Annotated in this window: 10 protein-coding genes and 2 tRNA genes; 4 read left to right on the top strand and 8 right to left on the bottom strand. The window is 42.8% G+C overall.

The annotated features are described in order from the left end of the window. From WAA86_RS11210 to WAA86_RS11225, 4 genes are all read right to left on the bottom strand, one after another. Positions 1 to 198: hypothetical protein (locus WAA86_RS11210; protein ID WP_337301102.1), on the bottom strand; the 198-nt coding region annotated here is incomplete at its 3' end. Positions 199 to 234: 36 nt separating this feature from the next. Beyond that, positions 235 to 311, bottom strand: a tRNA-Pro gene (locus tag WAA86_RS11215). A gap of 122 nt (positions 312 to 433) precedes the next feature. Further along, complete coding sequence (locus WAA86_RS11220; RefSeq protein WP_337301103.1) at positions 434 to 1591, bottom strand: NRAMP family divalent metal transporter; 1158 nt, start codon at positions 1589 to 1591, stop codon at positions 434 to 436. Positions 1592 to 1748: 157 nt separating this feature from the next. After that, positions 1749 to 1910, bottom strand: a complete 162-nt coding sequence (locus tag WAA86_RS11225) for a hypothetical protein (RefSeq protein ID WP_337301104.1) — start codon at positions 1908 to 1910, stop codon at positions 1749 to 1751. 162 nt (positions 1911 to 2072) lie between these two features. Here WAA86_RS11225 and WAA86_RS11230 point away from each other — a divergent pair, with 162 nt between their 5' ends. Beyond that, positions 2073 to 5558, top strand: coding sequence for a PAS domain S-box protein (locus WAA86_RS11230; RefSeq protein WP_337301105.1), 3486 nt, complete (start codon positions 2073 to 2075; stop codon positions 5556 to 5558). A gap of 144 nt (positions 5559 to 5702) precedes the next feature. Here the strand turns inward: WAA86_RS11230 and WAA86_RS11235 are convergent. Further along, a tRNA-Pro gene (locus tag WAA86_RS11235) sits at positions 5703 to 5780 on the bottom strand. A 296-nt stretch (positions 5781 to 6076) separates the two neighbouring features. Beyond that, positions 6077 to 14593: a T9SS type B sorting domain-containing protein gene (locus WAA86_RS11240; protein ID WP_337301106.1), complete on the bottom strand. Its 8517-nt coding sequence runs from the start codon at positions 14591 to 14593 to the stop codon at positions 6077 to 6079. A gap of 135 nt (positions 14594 to 14728) precedes the next feature. On the opposite strand from WAA86_RS11240, the gene WAA86_RS11245 reads away from it, so the two are divergent. Continuing rightward, entirely contained in the window at positions 14729 to 15850 is a 1122-nt protein-coding gene (locus tag WAA86_RS11245; RefSeq protein ID WP_337301107.1) for a PQQ-dependent sugar dehydrogenase, read from the top strand. Between the two features lie 78 nt (positions 15851 to 15928). Next, positions 15929 to 16333, top strand: a complete 405-nt coding sequence (locus WAA86_RS11250) for a c-type cytochrome (protein WP_337301108.1) — start codon at positions 15929 to 15931, stop codon at positions 16331 to 16333. A 2-nt stretch (positions 16334 to 16335) separates the two neighbouring features. On the opposite strand, the gene WAA86_RS11255 is transcribed toward WAA86_RS11250, so the two are convergent. Continuing rightward, on the bottom strand, positions 16336 to 17151 hold the full coding sequence (locus tag WAA86_RS11255) for an N-acetylmuramic acid 6-phosphate etherase (protein ID WP_337301109.1): 816 nt from the start codon (positions 17149 to 17151) through the stop codon (positions 16336 to 16338). A gap of 2 nt (positions 17152 to 17153) precedes the next feature. After that, on the bottom strand, positions 17154 to 17903 hold the full coding sequence (locus tag WAA86_RS11260; RefSeq protein ID WP_337301110.1) for a DeoR/GlpR family DNA-binding transcription regulator: 750 nt from the start codon (positions 17901 to 17903) through the stop codon (positions 17154 to 17156). A gap of 182 nt (positions 17904 to 18085) precedes the next feature. Between WAA86_RS11260 and nagB the strand changes: the two genes are divergently transcribed. Then, complete coding sequence (gene nagB, locus WAA86_RS11265; RefSeq protein ID WP_337301111.1) at positions 18086 to 19999, top strand: glucosamine-6-phosphate deaminase; 1914 nt, start codon at positions 18086 to 18088, stop codon at positions 19997 to 19999. Positions 20000 to 20153 lie beyond the last annotated feature (154 nt).

Consider the following 20153-nt stretch of genomic DNA (forward strand, 5'->3'; position numbering starts at 1 on the left):
AATACAAAAGTGATGCCTATCGGCACCCACTTTTTTTGTTTCCCCTCGCTCTCCAAAACTTCGTTTTGAAACTCGGGGACAGGATTTGGAGAATCCCAATGAACCCTCACTGAAAATACAAAAGTGATGCCTATCGGCACCCACTTTTTTTGTTTCCCCTCGCTCTCCAAAACTTCGTTTTGAAACTCGGGTAAACAAAAAAAGTGATTTGCAAATGCAAATCACTTTTCTGCTTGGTCGGGATGACAGGATTTGAACCTGCGACCCCACGCCCCCCAGGCGTGTACGCTACCGGGCTGCGCTACATCCCGAAATCCGGACTGCAAAAATAATAAGTTACAGCCTATTTACAATGCTCTTTTTGAAAAAATATTAAAGATATGTCTGTTATGTCCGTTTTAATTTGATATAGTTCAAACAGGTATACTTAAAACTAAAAATATTCCAGTAAACCCATGATGCCATTAAATGAAATAAGGCAGGCGAAAAGCAATGAAGTTACCAATCCTAGGTTTATCCATAGGCTGGTCTTATGTCCTTTCATGATTTTTTTGTTATTGATGAGCAATAGTATTCCCACAATTACTATGGGGAGTACAAATACATTGAACACCTGGGACAAAATTTGCATTTCAACAGGATTGGCTCCCAAAACTGGAACGATCAAAGCAAAAACAGAAGCAAAAGCGGTAATTATTTTGAATTGTTTTGAGCTGGTATCCAGTTCCCCAGATTGATAATCGGCCAATAATATTGGTGCAATCAGCAAACAGGGAAATATGGAGGATAATCCTGCGCTCAAGGTTCCAAAAAAGAAAAGTGTCAAGGCAAATTTACCTGCAACGGGTTCTAGGGTATTTACCATATCCAAAACTTTGGTAACAGGCTGTCCCTGATGGAACAAGGCACCACTTGCTACAGCCATTACCGATCCACTGATTATAAATACAAGGCAAGCCGCTATAATAGCATCTTTTTTCTGTTGTTTCAAATTGTGTATGGTCCATCCCTTCCCTTTTACAAAAAGGGGTCTAGATAAGAATGTTGCCGCAGCCATTGTGGTTCCCACAAAGGCAGCAACCATCATATTGCCCCCTTCCACCTTTGGAACGGATGGTACCAACCCTTGGACTACTTCCATAGGAAGGGGATAGACCATGAAAAGGGACACTATAAAGGAAAGCCCCATAATGGTCACAAAGATGACCAGGATCTTTTCAAAGAAGGTATATTTTCCAACTAGAAGTAGCGCATACATAATTCCGATCACTACTATAGCAACGATCAGAACCGTTTCATATCTAAACCCTTCCAATTGTGGAAAATAGATCAAAAATATTTCGTAGATAATATTTGCTGAAATCCCCAAAATGCCCATCAAAGAATTCCATTGTCCAAATGAGATACCGATGATGATCAAAATAGCTATGAATTTTCCACCTTTGATATGTTTTTTAAAACTATATAAGGCTGTTTCTCCTGAAATTAAGGCGTAATTCCCAAACGAGTACATCAAAAGACCTGAAAAAATACAGCTTAACAAAAGTACCCATAGCAATTGCATACCGTACGTACTTCCGGCAACGATCATGGAAGTAACGATGAATGTTTACAAATGACGTTGTATGAAGCATTCGTAATGGAAAAGGTTCAACAGGGAAATCCAGTTATAGGTCTTTACCCACTTACAGCTGAAGAAATTAAATCTGAGTTTGAGGAATGGAAAAAGACAACAACAAAGGAATAGATTATAATTTAGATGATACATCTCCATAGCGAAAGTGTTGGAATATCAGGGTATCATTTGGGATAATCATTTCTGAGGCAACATTACCACCTATAGAAATTTTATCTATCTTTAATTCTGAATATGGTGTTTCTAAATTTGCCAAAACATTCCTTAATCCCATAAAGTGATTTTTTTTGCACCAAGACCTATGGGTTGCCGGAAATCATTTTAGTGATGCTGGTTATGGACAAAATATGGCTACAACCAAACAGGCATAAAGTCAAAAAAATTCACAACCTAATGAAAAAATTTGCCCTCAGGGCTTATTTAAAGTTGTATTAATATGAAATCCACCACGGAAAAATCCCATGACAAAACTTTAAAGGCCCCTAATAGAGGTGTTAGGGCCACGGAATTGTTCAAAATTGTTGTTGTGGGTGCGTCTGAGGGTGGACCTGAGGCAATATCTGAATTATTATCTGCTCTACCTCCAGCACCAGGAATGGCTTTCATTTATGCACAACATCATGTGCGGGGTACCACTGGAAAATTAAAGGAGCGGCTATCCCGTAACACCACAATGGATGTGAGGGAATTGGTTGAATTGCATAAAATAGGACCAAATCAGGTCTATATTACCGCTATTGACCATGGTAATGACATTTCAATTGATGGGAATACAACCGATCATAAAAAAAATGGTGAATTCCAGTCCATCGATAGCCTATTCTCTTTAGCAGCAAAGACCTTTGGTAACAGAGTCATTGGTATCATCTTAGATGGAACACTGGATGATGGTGTTATTGGATGTCAAGATATCAAAACTGTTGGAGGGTTGATTTTTTCCCAAAATGATTCCGCCAAATTTCCCCATTTGCCCCATTTAGCTGTTTCAAAAGGGGTGGTAGACCATGTCCTTAACGCAAAGGATATAGCATCGCAATTGGTCAGACTAAACAATTTACATACTACAAAGCCAAATAAGAAAGGGCAAGGACCTGATAACGGGTTAGAACATCAGCAGGAATCAGGGACAAAAGTCACTACCAATTCTGTGAACATACTGAATGAAGAATTAAAAAATAGTGAAGCGCGGTATCGAGATTTATTGTTCGGGTTGCCCGTTGCGGTATACACATGCAATGTAGATGGATATATTGAATTGTACAATGAAGCCGCCGCCAAGCTTTGGGGGACCAGGCCAGTAATTGGAAAAGACCTATGGTGCGGATCCTGGAAAATCTTTAGGCAAAACGGTACACCTTTACCGTTTGAAGAGTGCCCCATGGCATTGGCCTTAAAGCAACAGAAACCCGTTAGTTTTGAAATCCTTATTGAGCGACCTGACGGTACCAGACGCAACATCCTACCAAATCCGCAACCTACCTTTGATACCTATGGCAATTTAACAGGTGCCATAAATACTTTAATAGATATTACCCCTCAGGTAGAGGCACACAATAAAATCCAAGAAAGTGAAACCCAGTTCAGTACCCTGGCCAACAACATTCAAAACCTAGCCTGGATGGCCAATGCCGATGGATGGGTGTTCTGGTATAACCAACGCTGGTACGAGTATACAGGCACCACGAAAGAAGAAATGGAAGGCTGGGGCTGGCGAGCTGTGCATGACCCTCAATATTTACCCTTAGTGGTAAAGCAATGGAGGAATGCCATAGAATCAAAAAAACCCTTTGAGATGACCTTTCCTGTGAAGGGTGCTGATGGAAAATTCCGTTCTTTTATTTCCCGGGCATTTCCTTTATTTGATGCTGATGGAAATATAAGTCGTTGGGTTGGCACACACACCGATATCCATGATCACCTTGAACATTCCGATTTTTTAGAGGCCAACCTTAAGGAGGTCTATCAAGAAATGCAGGCCATTTTACATTTTGCACCAGATGCAGTGATCACCATTGATGAGAAAGGGACTATCATAAGTTGGAACCCCGAGGCAGAATCCATTTTTGGATGGAAAAAGGAGGAAACATTGGGAAGGTCCTTGACAGAAACGATAATCCCCGAACGTTTTGCACAAATGCATACAAGAGGAATGGAGCTTTTTTTAAAGACTGGTGAAGGACCAGCCATGAACAAAGCTCTGGAAATGTTTGCGGTCAAAAAAGACGGGGTTGAAATTCCGGTTGAACTGAAAATATCAGGGACAAAAATTAATGATCGCCATATTTTTATTGGCTTCCTACGTGACATTTCAGTTAGAAAACAGGCCCAAGAAACAATCATCAATAAAACTTCCCAGCTCATTGAAGCGCAACAACTAGCCCTTATCGGAAGTTGGGAATGGGATGTAAAGTCTGATAAAATAACTTGGTCTGATGAACTGTTTAGGATTTTTGGATTGGAACCCCAAGATTCTATTCCCAGCTATGAAAATTATCTCAACTACATTCATAAAGATGATAGAGATAATTTAAATGCCACGATACAGCAGGCATTCAATGACCATCAGTCCTACAAATTTATACATAGGATTACATGCCCTGATGGTACAATCAAATACATTAAAGCGAGAGGTCAAGTTTTTACCAATGAGCAAAACGAAACTATACGCCTGGCAGGGACCGCACAAGACATTACTGACTGGCAAAAGCGTGAGTCCGAGCTAAAAGCCAGCGAGGAACGTTTCTTTAAAATCTTTGACAGCAACCCTGTACCAATGTCATTGTCCGAAATCAAGACCAACAAAATAAGATATGTGAATTCTCTTTTTTGCAGTTTATTCGGTTACACCAGAGAGGAAATTATTGGCAAAACCTCCGAAGAATTACAATTGATCGAACCACGGGAATACGATAGGGTGATATCTTATATATTTGAACACCTTCAGGAAAGTAGGACCCTTGAGGAAGTTCAAAATCTATCCATTGATGAAACGGAACAACTCCTGTTGAATTTAAAGCAAACGGATGCAATGAAAGATTTTGAAGTGCAATATACCAGTAAATCTGGCGAAACCTTTCCTGCAATAGTTTCCTATGAAATAATCAGGCTCCATTCTGAGCGCTTTATGATTACTTCCTACCAAGATATTTCTGAAAGGAAAAGGGCTGAAAAGTTACTTAAGACCCAGAATGAGCAACTAGAAAAAATGAACAAGGAACTACAATCCTTTACCTACATTTCTAGCCATGACCTTCAGGAACCATTACGAAAGATCCAAACCTTTGCCGAACTCATTATAGATACTGAATTTGCGAATCTATCCGAGAGGGGAAAAAACTATTTTTCAAGGATGCATAATGCAGCTGACCGGATGCAAACGCTTATCCATGATTTACTTTCCCTATCTCATGCCAATACCCTTAAAGGAAAATTTGAATTAACGGACCTGAATGAAATTATAGAATCTGTTAAAGTTGAACTAGCAGATACCCAAAAAATGGAAGATGCAATTATCGAAGTTGAAGAGCTGGGAAAGTTCCATATCATCCCCTTTCAATTCGAACAGTTATTTTTTAATCTGATAAGCAACTCCCTTAAATTTTCCAAATACGGCCAACCACCACGAATCAAGATATCAAGTGAAATTATCAATGGCGACAAATTGAAGCATCAAGCACTTTTACCCGGCAACACCTACTTACATATCACGTTCCAAGATCATGGAATAGGGTTTAAAGAAGAATATGCTGAAAAGATTTTTGAAGTGTTTCAACGACTTCATACCAAAGATAAATATGCAGGAACTGGTATCGGACTTGCTATCGTCAAAAAAATTGTGGAGAACCATAATGGATTCATTTCGGCAAAAAGTAAACTGGACAAAGGAACAACCTTTGACATCTATATTCCCATCTCATCCTAATTCTAAAATTTCAAAAATTCCCTGCCTCCGACCTCGACCAAAAAGCTACGCCTTTCACTTTTTTTTATTTTCACGTTGGATGGGGAGCAAGCTTCATCCAAGTTCAAATAAAAAAAAGCCAGACAATATTTGTCTGGCTTTCGTTGGTCGGGGTGGCAGGATTCGAACCTGCGGCCTCCTGCTCCCAAAGCAGGCGCGATAACCGGGCTACGCTACACCCCGAATAGGTTATCTATAAACTCAATATCTCAACTTTTCTATCTAATCTCTTCCGGTGGCAGCCCCGAAACTTCGGGGGAACCTGCGGCCTCCTGCTCCCAAAGCAGGCGCGATAACCGGGCTACGCTACACCCCGAAAAAATTATAGATTGATTTAATGGTCAACTATCTTAATTTCAGACTGCAAATATACCATAATACTTAGAAAAACAAACCAAAATAAGTCTTATAAAAAACAAAATAGGTGCTAATATCTATTAACACCTATTCGGTCAAGCTGTTAGCTTTTTAACTTTATCTTATCGGAACAAAGTAAAGTGTCCCACATACTGCTGCTTATCAGGATCATTGGCATTTACCACATACCAATAATCCCCTGTTGGCACCTCATTGCCCTCATATTTACCATCCCAACCGATAACATCATCCAAAATAGCCACTACCCTACCATATCGATCATAGATTTTCACTTCCATGTTAGGGAACATTTCACGATTCCCTGGTGCCCAAAGATCGTTCATGTTGTTACCGTCCGGAGTAAAGAAATTAGGCATTTCCAACATTCCTGTAAATTTAAACGGTATCGTTATGGTAACGCTGCAGCCCTGTTCATCAACTACTCGTATGGTAACCGTTGCATCCATATTTAGAGTGAAGACATTGTTATCTCCCATGTTCTGTCCCTGGAAGTAATATTGGTAATTACCAAAACCACCTGTAGCCGTAGCCGTAATTTCATTTGGCCCTGTCTTGACCGCATCAAGAACCAATGGGTCGTAAGCATCTATGGTAAATGGAACAGAAGTTGAACAACCGTTCTCATGGTACAAATACACAATATGGTCCCCGGGAGGCAAATCTCCAAAGGTATGGTTGGTAGTGGCCAAACTAATATCATCCACATCCAAAGAAAACAATAACCTGGACAGCACACTGGAGTCTTGCATTTCTACGGTAACAGTGCTATTGGGAAATATCCCTTCACAACCGTATTCTGGGAGCGCGGTAGCAGTAAGATCTACCCCAATTATAATGGGTATTACCACATTGGTTTCGCAACCTCTGGCATCCCTAACAAAAGCAACATAAGTCTCCCCTCCTTCCAAATTATCAAAGAACAACGCATCATTCCTAACAAAATCTGCAGGATCGGATGAGTTTAAACTGGTCTCATAATATGGCTGTAAAGTCACTGGATCTATAAAAGGAGTTCCTCCTGTTATGGTCAGTTGTGCCGATCCATCCATGGCATTGATACATGTTTCCGGAGTTTCTATGGATGATACCGTCAGAACGTCCGGTTCCAAGACGGTCAAGGTCATTTTCTCCGAACATCCCTTTTCATCCAAGATCAATATTTCATAAGTACCGGCATCCAAATCATCAAATACGAACTGTCCCGGGGTGGTAGGATAACTAAAGAATTCATTGAAATTGGGTGAGATCGCGAATTGTAAAAGTCCAACTCCTCCAGATGTCACGTCTATTTCAATAGAACCATCAGATAGCCCGTTACAGGATACTGCATTGGGCACGGCCGTAAACTGTATAGGATCTGGCCTTAGGATCACCAATGGACCCTCAACCTCAGAACACGTTACACCACTGATAACGCTCACATAATAATTCGTGCCCTCTGGCAATCCTTCAAAGGTCCCATCATCTTGGGTAGGTCTAAATAGGGTCGCCGATGCATTTGGCGCAAACGGATCTCCCGGATCTCCCAACCATAATTGAAATTGATAGTTCCCTACACCACCCGCAGCAAAAGATTCTATCCTTCCATCCAATTCGGAAGCACAAGAAATATCATCTGGCAGATTTAATATAAGATCAACGTTTTCTGCATTGACCAAGGTGATCCCTTGAGAACGCACACTATTACAAACATTCAGTCCCGTTACATCCTTTTTACGGATATCGTACTGATAGAATCCTGGTCCAACCGTAATCAATACAGAGGTACCTGCCATATCGATATAGGGATCGGTAGGCAGTGCACTGAACGATCTATATTCGTATACATAGCCCACTTCAGGATTTTCCACACTTAATCGTATTTGGCCCTGTCCCCCACAACCGGGAGCTTGTACCTGCACCAATTTCGGATCTATCGGTGGCGGTGGATTCACAAAATAAGGTACGGTGACACCAACACACGCGAATCCTGAAGATATCTCAATGGCATACCAGCCTGCACTGATATACCCACCAGTTATCCCAACAAAGGTAGGCGTATCTTGTAGACCACCTGTTGAAACCACATCTGTATTGTCATTACTACCCAAATACAACAATCTGTATTTATATCCTGCTCCTGGAACTCCTCCCGAGGCTCCCGGAAGAGCAGTTAGGGCATTGCCCGTTGTTGGATCAAAAGCTTCCAATACGGCATTGTTTCCACCTGGACAGACCAAAGCCTGTGGTTCCCTGATGCCGGCCACTATTGGGGGAATAGGATTTAGTTGTATATCCGTACTTGTCTCGCAACCTTCAATATCCCTTACGGTAACCCTATAACTTCCACTGGACAAGTTTTCAAATTCATTGTTTGGCCCAAAAGCGACCACACCAACAAATGTTCCACTACCTATTGGACTTTCAATGGCCAAACTATAGTCGTAAGCAGAGGTGTCCCAACCTCCCTGAGCGCTAGCCTGGATTTTACCAAGATTGTCATCGCAACTAACATTGCCCAATTCTAAGGCCGAAAGGGTAAGCGGGCCACTTGGAGTCCTTATGGTCGCCACATTACTGTTTCCAGAACAATAGGGCAAATCATCGGAAGTCACTATGACATAAAAGTTACCTCCTGGAAGTCCGGTAATAGTCTCTGGATTGTTGGATGTATGGAAGCTACCAGTAGCCAAAGAAGTTGTGGCCGTTAGGTCATCACTGCTATAAACGTTATAGGTGTAATTTCCAGTATAATCAGTTACCGTGATTGCCATTTCACCATCATTAACTCCAAAACATTGGATAGGCTTGGCCTCACTGATCACGACAGTTGGCGCCACCGGTTCATCTACGGTATGTTTTGGCAATGGATAGGTACAACCACCAATATTATCGGTAATCTCAAAAAGATAATCTCCGGCCGCCGGCAAATCGATCAGGGCAAAACTATTGCCCACTACAACTACTGGCGCTACCGGTACCAAGGAATTGGTTGTCACGGTAAAGCTTGTGGTGCCCACAACATCGATACGGACTTGTTCTGGATCTCTACAGTCCAAATCACGCAACACGCTTAAACTAGGCACAACATCTGTAGGAGGGTTGATGGTTGGCAAAACAAATGTAGTCTGACAACCATTACCATCAATGGCATAGATCGTAAAGTTCTGAGGTGCACCATTGTCAATGATTTCAAATTGATTACTGCTCTGGTAATTGCCGAAACCTGTTAAACTGTACTGATATCCACCTGCAGCCGTTCCCGGATCTATAATATTAACTGTAATAATAGTGGAACTGAACCTATTGGCCCCTACCTCACAAGAAAAATCCGGGGCTGAAGCCGTGATAGAAAATGGAGCTGGTTCTGTTATATCCACCATACCGGTCTGCACCATACAGTTCCTATCAGTAACCACCTCAACTTCATAACGTCTCGGAGGAAGATTAGGGAATGATCCTGAATTATTGGTAGCCAAAAGCGCCCTGGTATCAAAATCCACCAAATTATAGGTGATGGGGGTATCCACGTCCGAACCACTGGTCAAAATAACGTCTATACCACCGTTGTTCGCTCCCTCACAACTTACATTCAAGTCCAATACGGCACTAATAACAGGAAGTGTAGGATTGGCCAAGAAAATATTATCTACCAAAAAGAAACAATTCCCCGATCCATCGCTCACAATATTATCGGTTACCAAGACCTTATAATTCCCTGGACCTACGCCCGGAAAAACTCCTGCATTTCTATCGCCAACAATTGGTGCGCCAATATTGGCTCCGGTCCCATCCTGTAATTGATAGGTAAAATCATCACTTCCACCATCGGTTACCACGCTGATGGTTCCGTCGGCATTGTTACATGTGGGCATTACAGTAAAACCGCCCGAAGCAGAGATAAATTCAAATACCTCAGCAATTCCTGTGCTTGTACATCCATTGGCATCTACCACATCAATGGTATAAAAACCTGGGGTAGTCACAAAAAAAGTAGCCGGACTTCCAATTTGAGTGACACCGCCAAGGGTAAATCTAGGCGTATCCACGCCTGGTGGCATAGTAACATCGATCTGGAAGGAAGTAGCCGTATTATCACATTGATTGATCACCGTAATCCCCGGCGCGGGCAATGGCGGATCCAATTGAACAATCTGACCTATTCCAAAAGAAATACACCCACTGATATCCCTTATGTATATTTCATAATTACCCGCTGGCCTTGAGGCAGTAGTTTGGGTCGTAAAATCGTCCAAAGGATCAGCAGGGGTTGCCGTACCATCATAATCTGGGGTATTGCCCTGGGGCACATAGGCAAATTCATATGGACCTCCAGCACCACCGTAGCCTTGAACTGTAAACTGTCCCTCGGCATTACAATTGGCAGGATCTTCCTGTAGAATAAATATAGATGGTAAGTTCTGGTTGATGGTAATTGCGGCTCCGTCCGTACATGCATCACCCAGATCAGTTGCCACAATCTGATAATTTCCAGGCAGCGTCTCATAGGTATTGGAATAAACTGCGCCAGCAAACCCGGGATCGGAAGCGATTACCTGTCTCGCCCCTGTATCTGAATTTACCAACTCCACCCTGATGCCCGACCCAGAAAGGCCAGTTACCGTATAGGAAATCTGTCCGTTTCTATTGACATCACAATACCCTGCCGTTGAAGTTGCGGTGACATCTAAAAGTGTAGGTCCATCTATGGGGTCTATGATATCCAAATAAGTACATCCTGTTCCCAAATCCAATACTTCAACCATATAGGATACCCCATATTGCAATCCATTAAAGGTATGTCTTCGAGGGCCAAGATTAGGTGATACAAATACGTTGGCCGGAACTTCGACCAATCTAATTTCAAAGGGACCTGTGCCTCCAACAATATTTACCGTATGGGAAAAACCGGTGGCATTACAAACCAATGGTCCAACTGGCTCTGGGACTACATCTACTGTCGTCTGTATCACAGTCACATTGTCCACATCCCTACAACCATACCTATCTACGGTAATAACCGTGTAGTTCCCAGGGATAACATTCGAAAAAGACGTTACGGTACTTGCTGTGGGCCCTATTCTATCCAACTCGGCGCCGAACTGGTCCTGAAGGATATAGGTAAAATCGGCTACCCCATCTGTTACTCCGGTAATATCAATACTGCCCGCTACCACTCCGGCACCACAGGTTGCATCAACTGGAACCACGGTTGCATTTGGAGGTGGCGTTCCATCCAACGGAATAGTTACAGTTTTCCCTACGGTCTCACAACCTCTTGAATCCCTAACAATATAATTGTAGGTGGACCCAGCAGTGAGATTTGAGTAGGTTGTTTGGGAGGTAAAAGGACTTCCGTTAAAACTTATCACATAAGGAGGCACCCCTATGGTTGCATCTGGGGTTATGGTGGCAATACCGTTATTGGCCTGCCCGCAACTGGCCGGAGTTGCCGAAGCGGTGGCTTCAATGGCCAAGGGTGGATCCAATACCAGAGGATTGGACTCGGCGACACACCCTTCATTATCCGTTATTCTAAAAACATAGGTCCCACTGGCATTTGTATTGTAAAAGAACACATTGGAAACCAAGGGAGATGGTGGACTAGTGGTAACGACAAAACCATCATCATAAATAACTTCATATTGTTTTGGCCCGGCACCCACCAGATATCCGTTGGTGGCTTCTACACGAATACTTCCATCTGCGCCCCCGCAAGGTATATCTGAAGCGATAGTCGTAGCAACCCTTAATTGTGGATTAATACTCACACTTAACTGACTGGAACAATTATTGGCATCAATTACTTCAACGGTATAGTTTCCAGGGGTAAGCCCAGAAAAGGTAGATCCTGCCTGCAGGGCACCCCCATTGATTCTATATTGGTATCCCGGGGTACCCCCGGCGGCATTTACAACTACAGTAGCTCCGGTACTGGGCACATAACAGTAATCCGTGGCCGCATCCAAGCTGATGGTAGGGGATGAAAGTGGTGTCAAGGTAAAACTAAACGTAGCGGTACAACCTTCGGAATCCCTAACACTTAAATTATAAGTACCGGGCGTGGATAGGTTTCCAAATGTTCTATTGGTCCTTGGACCCACAGTAGGTGCTCCCCCAGGGTAGACCAAAGTATATTGGTAATTGCCCCATCCACCGGATGCATTGGCTACTACCCTACCTATATTTCCATTCTGGCAATTCATTGCCGTTACTGTACCGCCCAAAGTGATAGGGGCAGCAGGTTCCGTAATGGTAAATGACGTTGAATCGGTACAACCCGTATCCACATCCATAACATTGATAACATAGACCCCTGCTCCAGAAGGTGGCAATACGACCTCCCCGGCAATTTGGGGAGCACTTTCTACCCCTCCATTGATATTATAAGTATAGTTATTGGCAAAACCATCTATAAGGAAAGTTCCTGTTCCATCGGTTCCTCCGGAACAAACTCGTGAATCCCCTCCTGCCTTGACCCTTGCTCTAATGGAACTGATATTCGCAGGGGTATAGCTACTGGTATAGGTACAACCATTGATATCGGTAACCCTGAATTGGTAGGCCGTGGCCGTATTCAATGCTACGAAGGTATTGCTACCTCCATTGTCCACCACTGGAGCCGGACCAATAATTTCATATTTGGCAATCGCAAAACTGCTGGTAACCGTTAATTGGACGTCGGCCGTTCCCGCAGCACAATTCACATTGCTCTGGGCAAAAGCTATTCCCGTGGGTGGGGCAACATCCGCAATTGTAATTGGAGGCAGCTGACTACGACATCCGCCGGAATCCTTGATTATAGGAATATAGGTACCCGGTGCAAGATTGTTATACAAGGTCTGGGCAGTAAAATTTGCCGGGGCATCACCAGAAATACTGAACACATATCCACTCCCCGATCCACCAGAAAAGGGACCTTGGAACTCTATGGAACCTCCAACAGTACCTCCGGTTCCATCACAGGTCCTATCTGCCCATTTAACCGCTGTACCATTGATGGCGCCGGTAGTTGTTACCGTAACCGAGTTCGGCAAGGTCAAAATACAGTCAAAGCCACCTTGCTGATAGCGTACTTGTAAATTGTTATAGGTACCTGCGGGCACGGATAATTGGGTGTTGGTACTCCATGGATCGGCAGGGGTTGCCCTAAAAGAAAGGTTATACCCTTTACCATCAACGACATTGAAATTTATTTTGGCCCCTCCATTACTACAGGTTCCATTGACGCCACTAGCCGTAATATCCGGTGGTGTTAGCACTTCAACAGTTGCAGAAGCGGAAATGGTACATCCATTGCTATCCGTAATATCGAAATCATAAGAACCGGGAGAGGTGACCGTATAGATAGTAGAACCGGTATAAGCCGGACTAACCGTTGCTCCTCCGTTTACGGTAAAGGTATAAGGTGCTGTTCCTCCGGAAGTTCGTACCGTAATATCCACGCTTGCCACACTACATCCAAAACTGTTGTTTACTTCCGTAGAAGCGCTCAATGCTACAATACCACTTCCTATAACTATAGGATTACCATTGATATCATTACTTTCTGTTGGTGGTGGAATACCGTTTGAGATATCTCCCTTACACTGCTGGGTCTCTACCCTTACACTATAGGTACCGAAACCGACGGCACTGAATACATAGTTGTTCGCAGCGATAAAAGAGGTAAATTCCTGTGGCACCCCATTGGAATCCAATAAGGTATATTTAAATGGACCTGGAACATTATTGGCCGTTACGGATATGCTTCCCGTATCGCCACTACATTGTGCATCTACAAAAGTGACATCAATATCCATATCCCTTTGTTCTATTACAATGGGTTCATAAGGATACTCACATGTATTGGATGTATTCTGAAGTCTGGCCTTTACTACATAGGTACCAGGTAATAGGTTATCAAATATTGGGCCTTGATAAGGTCCGAAACCACTTCCGCTATTGATACTGTACTCATAAGCACTGGATAGGTTGGTAATCTGGATCCTTCCTGGTGCCCCACAGATAAAGTTACGCTTTACATAGGTCTGCGTGATGGTACTCTTCTTGACTTTGAAATAGTAATATGGACCAGATCCGTTGACGCGTACCCTGAATCCGGCACCGGTTGATGAACTAATGGTACTGGCATTGATATTAAAATTGGAACTGGTACTTACTACACTCCAACAACTGGCCGTTGTATTGGCACATTCACTGTTTACATCAAAAACACAACTACCACCTGGGTTAAAACGTTCCCATTGGTAACTGCTATATGCTGCCTGAAGACTGACTACCCTATTATCATAATCACCACATAGGTTATAACGTACCATGGTACTACCGTCATTGCTACAAGTAACAGTTTCGTCACCGTTGGTAATGATGGTAGAGAACATTGCAGTGCTAGCAAATGCTCCATAGTCAGCACTGGCCTCAGTTGATAGATTGGTAGATGTATTGGTTAAATCAGTTTTGGCAAAGGATTCATTTTCTGCTAAAGCAGTAGAAGGTTCATGATCAATATTATAGACTGGTAGAATATCTGTAAGGAGATGATGGACTTTAAAATTTGCCAATGCAGAAGTACACACAACCGATAACGCGATCAGCAGTATGGCATACAAAAGATGCCGTGGTTTTCTTGGGAGCATAGGTTAAGTCTTTTTAAGAATATATTCGACTTGGGATCAATGATATTCTTTGATGTAAATATTTTATCTTATAAAATTCTAATTATCTTTAAACAAAAATTGTATTCCTTGTATTATTAATCTTAACGTTAAGATATGAAAATTAGTATTGTATTCCTCTATTTATTCGTTGTAATGACAACTGTCTCTTGTGGACAAGAACCTGAAAACAAGGCAAAAACTGCAGAAAACATAGCCTTCACCACCGAAACGGTTGTTGAAGGAATTTCTATCCCATGGGGTATGGTCATGCTTCCCGATGGTGCATTTTTGATAACGGATAAATCAGGCGAATTGATCCATTTTAAGGATGGAAAAAAAACTAATATAGAAAATGTTCCTGAGGTTTATGTTCGTGGACAAGGTGGCCTTTTGGATATAGAATTGCATCCTAAATATGCAGAGAACGGATGGATCTATATCTCTTATGCCTCTTCTGAGGGAGATGAAAAAGGAGGAAATACTGCTGTAATGAGAGCACGCTTGAAAGATTTCCAACTGGTGGACAACGAATTATTGTACAAAGCCACTCCCAATACCACAGCCGGACAGCATTTTGGCTCCCGTTTGGAGTTTGATAATAACGGATATTTGTTCTTTTCCATTGGAGAACGTGGCGATAGGGACGTTAACCCCCAAGACATCAAAAGAGATGGTGGAAAAATCTACAGAATCAATGACGATGGCAGTATCCCTTCCGATAACCCTTTTGTAAATGTGGCAGGAGCCAAAACAGCAATATACAGTTACGGGCATCGAAATCCACAGGGACTTATAAAACACCCAGAAACAGGGGTCATGTGGGATCACGAACATGGACCAAGAGGTGGGGACGAGATCAATATCATCCAAAAGGGAAAGAACTATGGCTGGCCCGTAATCACTTATGGGATCAACTATAGTGGAACCCCAATTACCGATAAGACCGAAATGGAAGGTATGGAACAACCAATCCATTACTGGGTACCGTCCATTGCCCCCAGTGGTATGATCATGGTCACTTCCGATAAATACCCCAATTGGCAGGGTAACCTTCTGGTAGGATCCCTCGTATTCCAATATTTGGAGAGACTGGCCATGGAAGGGGAAAAAGTGGTCTATCGCGAAAAACTATTGGAAGATATCGGTAGGGTAAGAAGCGTATATCAGGCTCCGGATGGATTCATTTATATAGGTGTTGAAGGCAAGGGAATTTTAAAACTGGTGCCCACAGAATAGTCTCCCAACCGATAAAACATTCTATACAGAAAATGGAATCCAATCAACTTATGATCCATCAATAAAACAATCTTAAAAATGAAAATTTTTCTAGCTATATATGTTACCGCCATTTTTTTATTGGCAAACAATCTTTTTCAGGATAACAAACTAAAGGAAAGTATGGAACGCGGTAGCGAGATCTATGCCGATTTCTGTGTGACCTGTCACTTGGCAAAAGGCGAAGGAGTACCCCATACCTTTCCTCCATTGGCCAAATCGGATTATTTGATGAACAACCGAAAAGAAAGCATTAGAGGTATCAAATATGGACAAAGGGGAGAAATTGTGGTCAATGGAAAGACCTACAACAATACCATGATGCCCATGGGCCTCACCGATGACGAAGTGGCCGATGTGATGAATTATATCACCAATTCCTGGGGCAACAAAAACGATAAAATGGTCACCGAAGAAGAGGTGGCTGCTATTGGCAAAAGGTAGATTTACTTTTCATAAGCGTCTATGGCCCTTTTAACAGATCCGTGCAGCTGCAACAGGCGTTCCGCTTCGTCATAGGGGATTCCCAAGGCTTCCACAAGATAGCGGGTTCCCCTGTCGACCAATTTCTTGTTACTGAGCTGCATATTCACCATTTTATTGCCCTTTACCCTACCTATTCTGATCATTAGGGCGGTAGAGATCATATTGAGCACCAATTTCTGAGAAGTGCCGCTTTTCATTCTGGTACTGCCCGTAACAAATTCAGGGCCCACATTAATAGCTATGGGTATTTCAACAGCCATCGTCAATGGGGATCCGGGGTTATTGGTAATGCATCCTGTGAGCAATCCACTGTTTTTCGCTGCCGATACCCCTCCCAGAACATAGGGGGTGGTGCCCGAAGCGGCTATCCCGATTACGGTATCATTTTCAGTGGGTTGGTGTACTGCCAAATCTTTCCAAGCCTGCTGGGTATCGTCCTCAGCCCCTTCCACAGCTTTTCTAATGGCCGAATCTCCCCCGGCAATAATTCCAATGACCCTATCATGGGGCATCCCAAAGGTTGGTGGAATTTCCGAAGCATCCAAGATTCCCAATCTTCCACTGGTACCGGCACCGATATAAAATAACCTACCTCCCCTATCAAAGCGCTCCGCCAAGGCATCAACCAATTTTGAGATCTGGGGAATGGTCAGTTCAACAGCAGCTGCCACTTTTTTGTCTTCGGCATTCATGTTTTCCAAGATGGCATGGGTTTCCATATGTTCCAGACTGTCGTAGTGCGAAGGTTCCTCGGTAATTTTATTGTATTTGGACATGGTTATAGCAAGTGGATATCGTGGTTTCTAAAAGAATCTAACTGTTTGTTCTCCGGATGCAACTCCGTAATCATAATATGTATTGAATTTATTTCGCATGTTTTGTAGCGATGTTGGGAGTTCAGTTTCTCCGAGATGCACAAAAGTACCGATTTTTTCGAAGCGTCCATGACCGCTTTTTTTACTTGGACTATATCCCAATCAAATTCGGTCAGTCCAAAAGACGAATCTACGTATCCGGTTCCTATAAACCCAAAATCCACTTTGATCTGGGAAAGGTTATAAACGGTGCTGGCTCCAATGGCCATTTGCGCATCTTTGGAAATTTGCCCACCAACAAAGATCACTTCAACATGGGTTTTGTTCAACAATTCCAGGGCCACGGGCAAACTATGGGTAAAACAGGTAAGCTGCATTTTTTGGGGAATGGCCCTTGCCAGTTCCAAACAGGTGGTACCCCCATCTATAAAGACCACACTCCCCTCCTTTAAGAGTCGCACTGCCTTTTCCGCAATCACCGCCTTTTCCTCCAAAGCGTAGGTATGGGTATTTTTGGGAGTATAATTGGTAAATCCCAATGCAATGGCGCCCCCATGGACTTTTTTGAGTTTTCCAAGTGCATCCAATTCTTTTACATCCCGTCGTACGGTATCTATGGACACATTCAGGTTTTCGGCAATATCGGTCAGTAGCACCCTATTGTGCAAGACAACTTCGTTCAATATGGTTCTTTGGCGTTCTTCCTTTAACAAAACTCCTTTATTTAATGGTTCGGTAAAACATAACAACAGCAATTTATGCTGTTTTTATTCTTCAATAAACGAATATACCACAATAACTGCACATAAATGCATTAATTACTGCACAAAAAAGCAAATAATTAAATATTTGCCTATATTTGCCGTGTTTATACCTCATCTAATCCAAAAATACCATGATCCACAAACATGAAGATCTAGAAGCAAAGAAATTTGAACGAATAAATACCATCATCCATAAAAACTCGGAGGAGGCATCCATATTCGTGGCCAAGGAAATTGCACAGCTCATCTTAGAGCGACAAAAAGAGGGAAAAATGGTAGTTCTTGGACTGGCCACGGGTTCTACCCCAACAAAAATGTACGAATATTTGGTGCGCTTACATCAGGAAGAAGGTCTCAGTTTCAACAATGTGGTTACCTTTAATCTGGATGAGTACTACCCCATGCAACCGGACAGTATTCATAGCTATGTGCGTTTTATGAACGAGCATTTGTTTGATCATCTGGATATCAAAAAAGAAAATATCCATATCCCCGATGGCTCCCTTTCCAAAGAAGAGGTAAGAGCATTTTGCGAGGGGTATGAACAAAAAATAAAAGATTTTGGAGGGTTGGACATACAGATATTGGGAATTGGAAGGACAGGACATATTGGATTCAACGAACCAGGGTCCGCCCTCTCCAGTAAAACAAGGATGGTCCGTCTGGACCGGGTCACCAGACTGGATGCTGCCAGTGATTTCTTTGGACATGAAAATGTACCTACCAAAGCCATTACCATGGGGGTGGGAACCATCATGGAGGCCAAACGTATCATATTGATGGCCTGGGGAGAGGGGAAAGCAGAGATTATAAAGCAAGCCGTGGAAGGTGAGATCAAAGAATCGGTACCTGCCACTTTTTTACAGCATCATGGCAATTGCGACTTTATCTTGGACGAGGCCTCGGCCTCTTCCCTGACAAGAATCTACACCCCTTGGTTGGTGGGTGAATGTGAATGGAACGACCTAAGAATAAAAAAGGCCACCATTTGGCTATCACACACCTTGGGCAAAGCCATTTTAAAATTGACCAATGAGGACTATAACGAACATGGCATGGGAAGTATGGTGGCAGAAAAAGGTTCTGCGGAAGATATCAACCTGAAAGTTTTCAATCAATTACAGCGTACCATCACCGGATGGCCGGGTGGCAAACCACATGCCGATGACCACAATAGGCCGGAAAGGAATACACCATTTCCAAAAACATCATTGATTTTCAGTCCGCATCCCGATGATGATGTCATCTCCATGGGGGGCACCCTATTGCGATTGGTTGACCAAGGCCATGAAGTGCATGTTGCCTACCAGACATCAGGGAATATTGCCGTTTTTGATGATGAAGTAATTCGTTTTATGGATTTTGCCAGTGATATACAGCACGAGAATGAACCTCTGAAAAGAAAATATAAAGAGGTTAGGAATTTTTTGAACCATAAGGGAGCAGGGCAAACGGACAGTCTAGAGATACAACATTTCAAAGGGCTCATCAGAAAAGGGGAAGCCCTATCTGCCTGTCGTTATTGCGGGGTCAAGGAAGAAAATGCACATTTCCAGAATTTACCGTTTTATGAAACCGGGACGGTAAAGAAAAAACCGTATTCACAAGTAGACATAGACCTCACCAAAGACCTACTGAACAAGGTAAGGCCACACCAAATATTTGCCGCGGGAGATCTTTCAGACCCCCATGGTACGCATAGGGTCTGCCTCCAAGTGATATACAAGGCCTTGGAGCAGTTGAATCAAGAAGGGACCAGGTGGCTTCAGGACTGCTATGTTTGGCTGTATAGAGGTGCTTGGCAGGAATGGGATATTGCCGATATGGAAATGACGGTTCCCATAGGGCCTAAGGATATGAGACGAAAGAAAAATGCCATCTTTAAACACCAATCACAAAAGGATAGTGCTATGTTCCCTGGTAGTGATGAAAGGGAATTTTGGCAACGAGCGGAACAACGAAACAAAGAGACAGCTAAAAAATACGATGCCCTGGGATTGGCAGAGTATGAAGCTATGGAAGGCTTTGTAAGATATCATTTTTAAGATACAACTTGGTTTATTTGAAAGCCTGCAAGATATGTGGGCTTTTTACTTTTACAAGTAATCATAACCTTAAAACCAGAGCCAATTAATAATCGATCAGCAACCTACCAATAAGGAGTATGTGTAGCTATTTTTAAATAGCAATTAGTACACA

Source organism: Sediminicola sp. 1XM1-17 (assembly GCF_037203765.1).
Classification (GTDB): domain Bacteria; phylum Bacteroidota; class Bacteroidia; order Flavobacteriales; family Flavobacteriaceae; genus Sediminicola.

Coding starts and splice junctions, on each gene's coding strand:
- WAA86_RS11245 (WP_337301107.1), top strand. CDS start 14,729: ATGAAAATTAGTATTGTATTCCTCTATTTATTCGTTGTAATGACAACT.
- WAA86_RS11220 (WP_337301103.1), bottom strand. CDS start 1,591: ATGATCGTTGCCGGAAGTACGTACGGTATGCAATTGCTATGGGTACTT.
- WAA86_RS11225 (WP_337301104.1), bottom strand. CDS start 1,910: ATGGGATTAAGGAATGTTTTGGCAAATTTAGAAACACCATATTCAGAA.
- WAA86_RS11230 (WP_337301105.1), top strand. CDS start 2,073: ATGAAATCCACCACGGAAAAATCCCATGACAAAACTTTAAAGGCCCCT.
- WAA86_RS11255 (WP_337301109.1), bottom strand. CDS start 17,151: ATGTCCAAATACAATAAAATTACCGAGGAACCTTCGCACTACGACAGT.
- WAA86_RS11240 (WP_337301106.1), bottom strand. CDS start 14,593: ATGCTCCCAAGAAAACCACGGCATCTTTTGTATGCCATACTGCTGATC.
- WAA86_RS11250 (WP_337301108.1), top strand. CDS start 15,929: ATGAAAATTTTTCTAGCTATATATGTTACCGCCATTTTTTTATTGGCA.
- nagB (WP_337301111.1), top strand. CDS start 18,086: ATGATCCACAAACATGAAGATCTAGAAGCAAAGAAATTTGAACGAATA.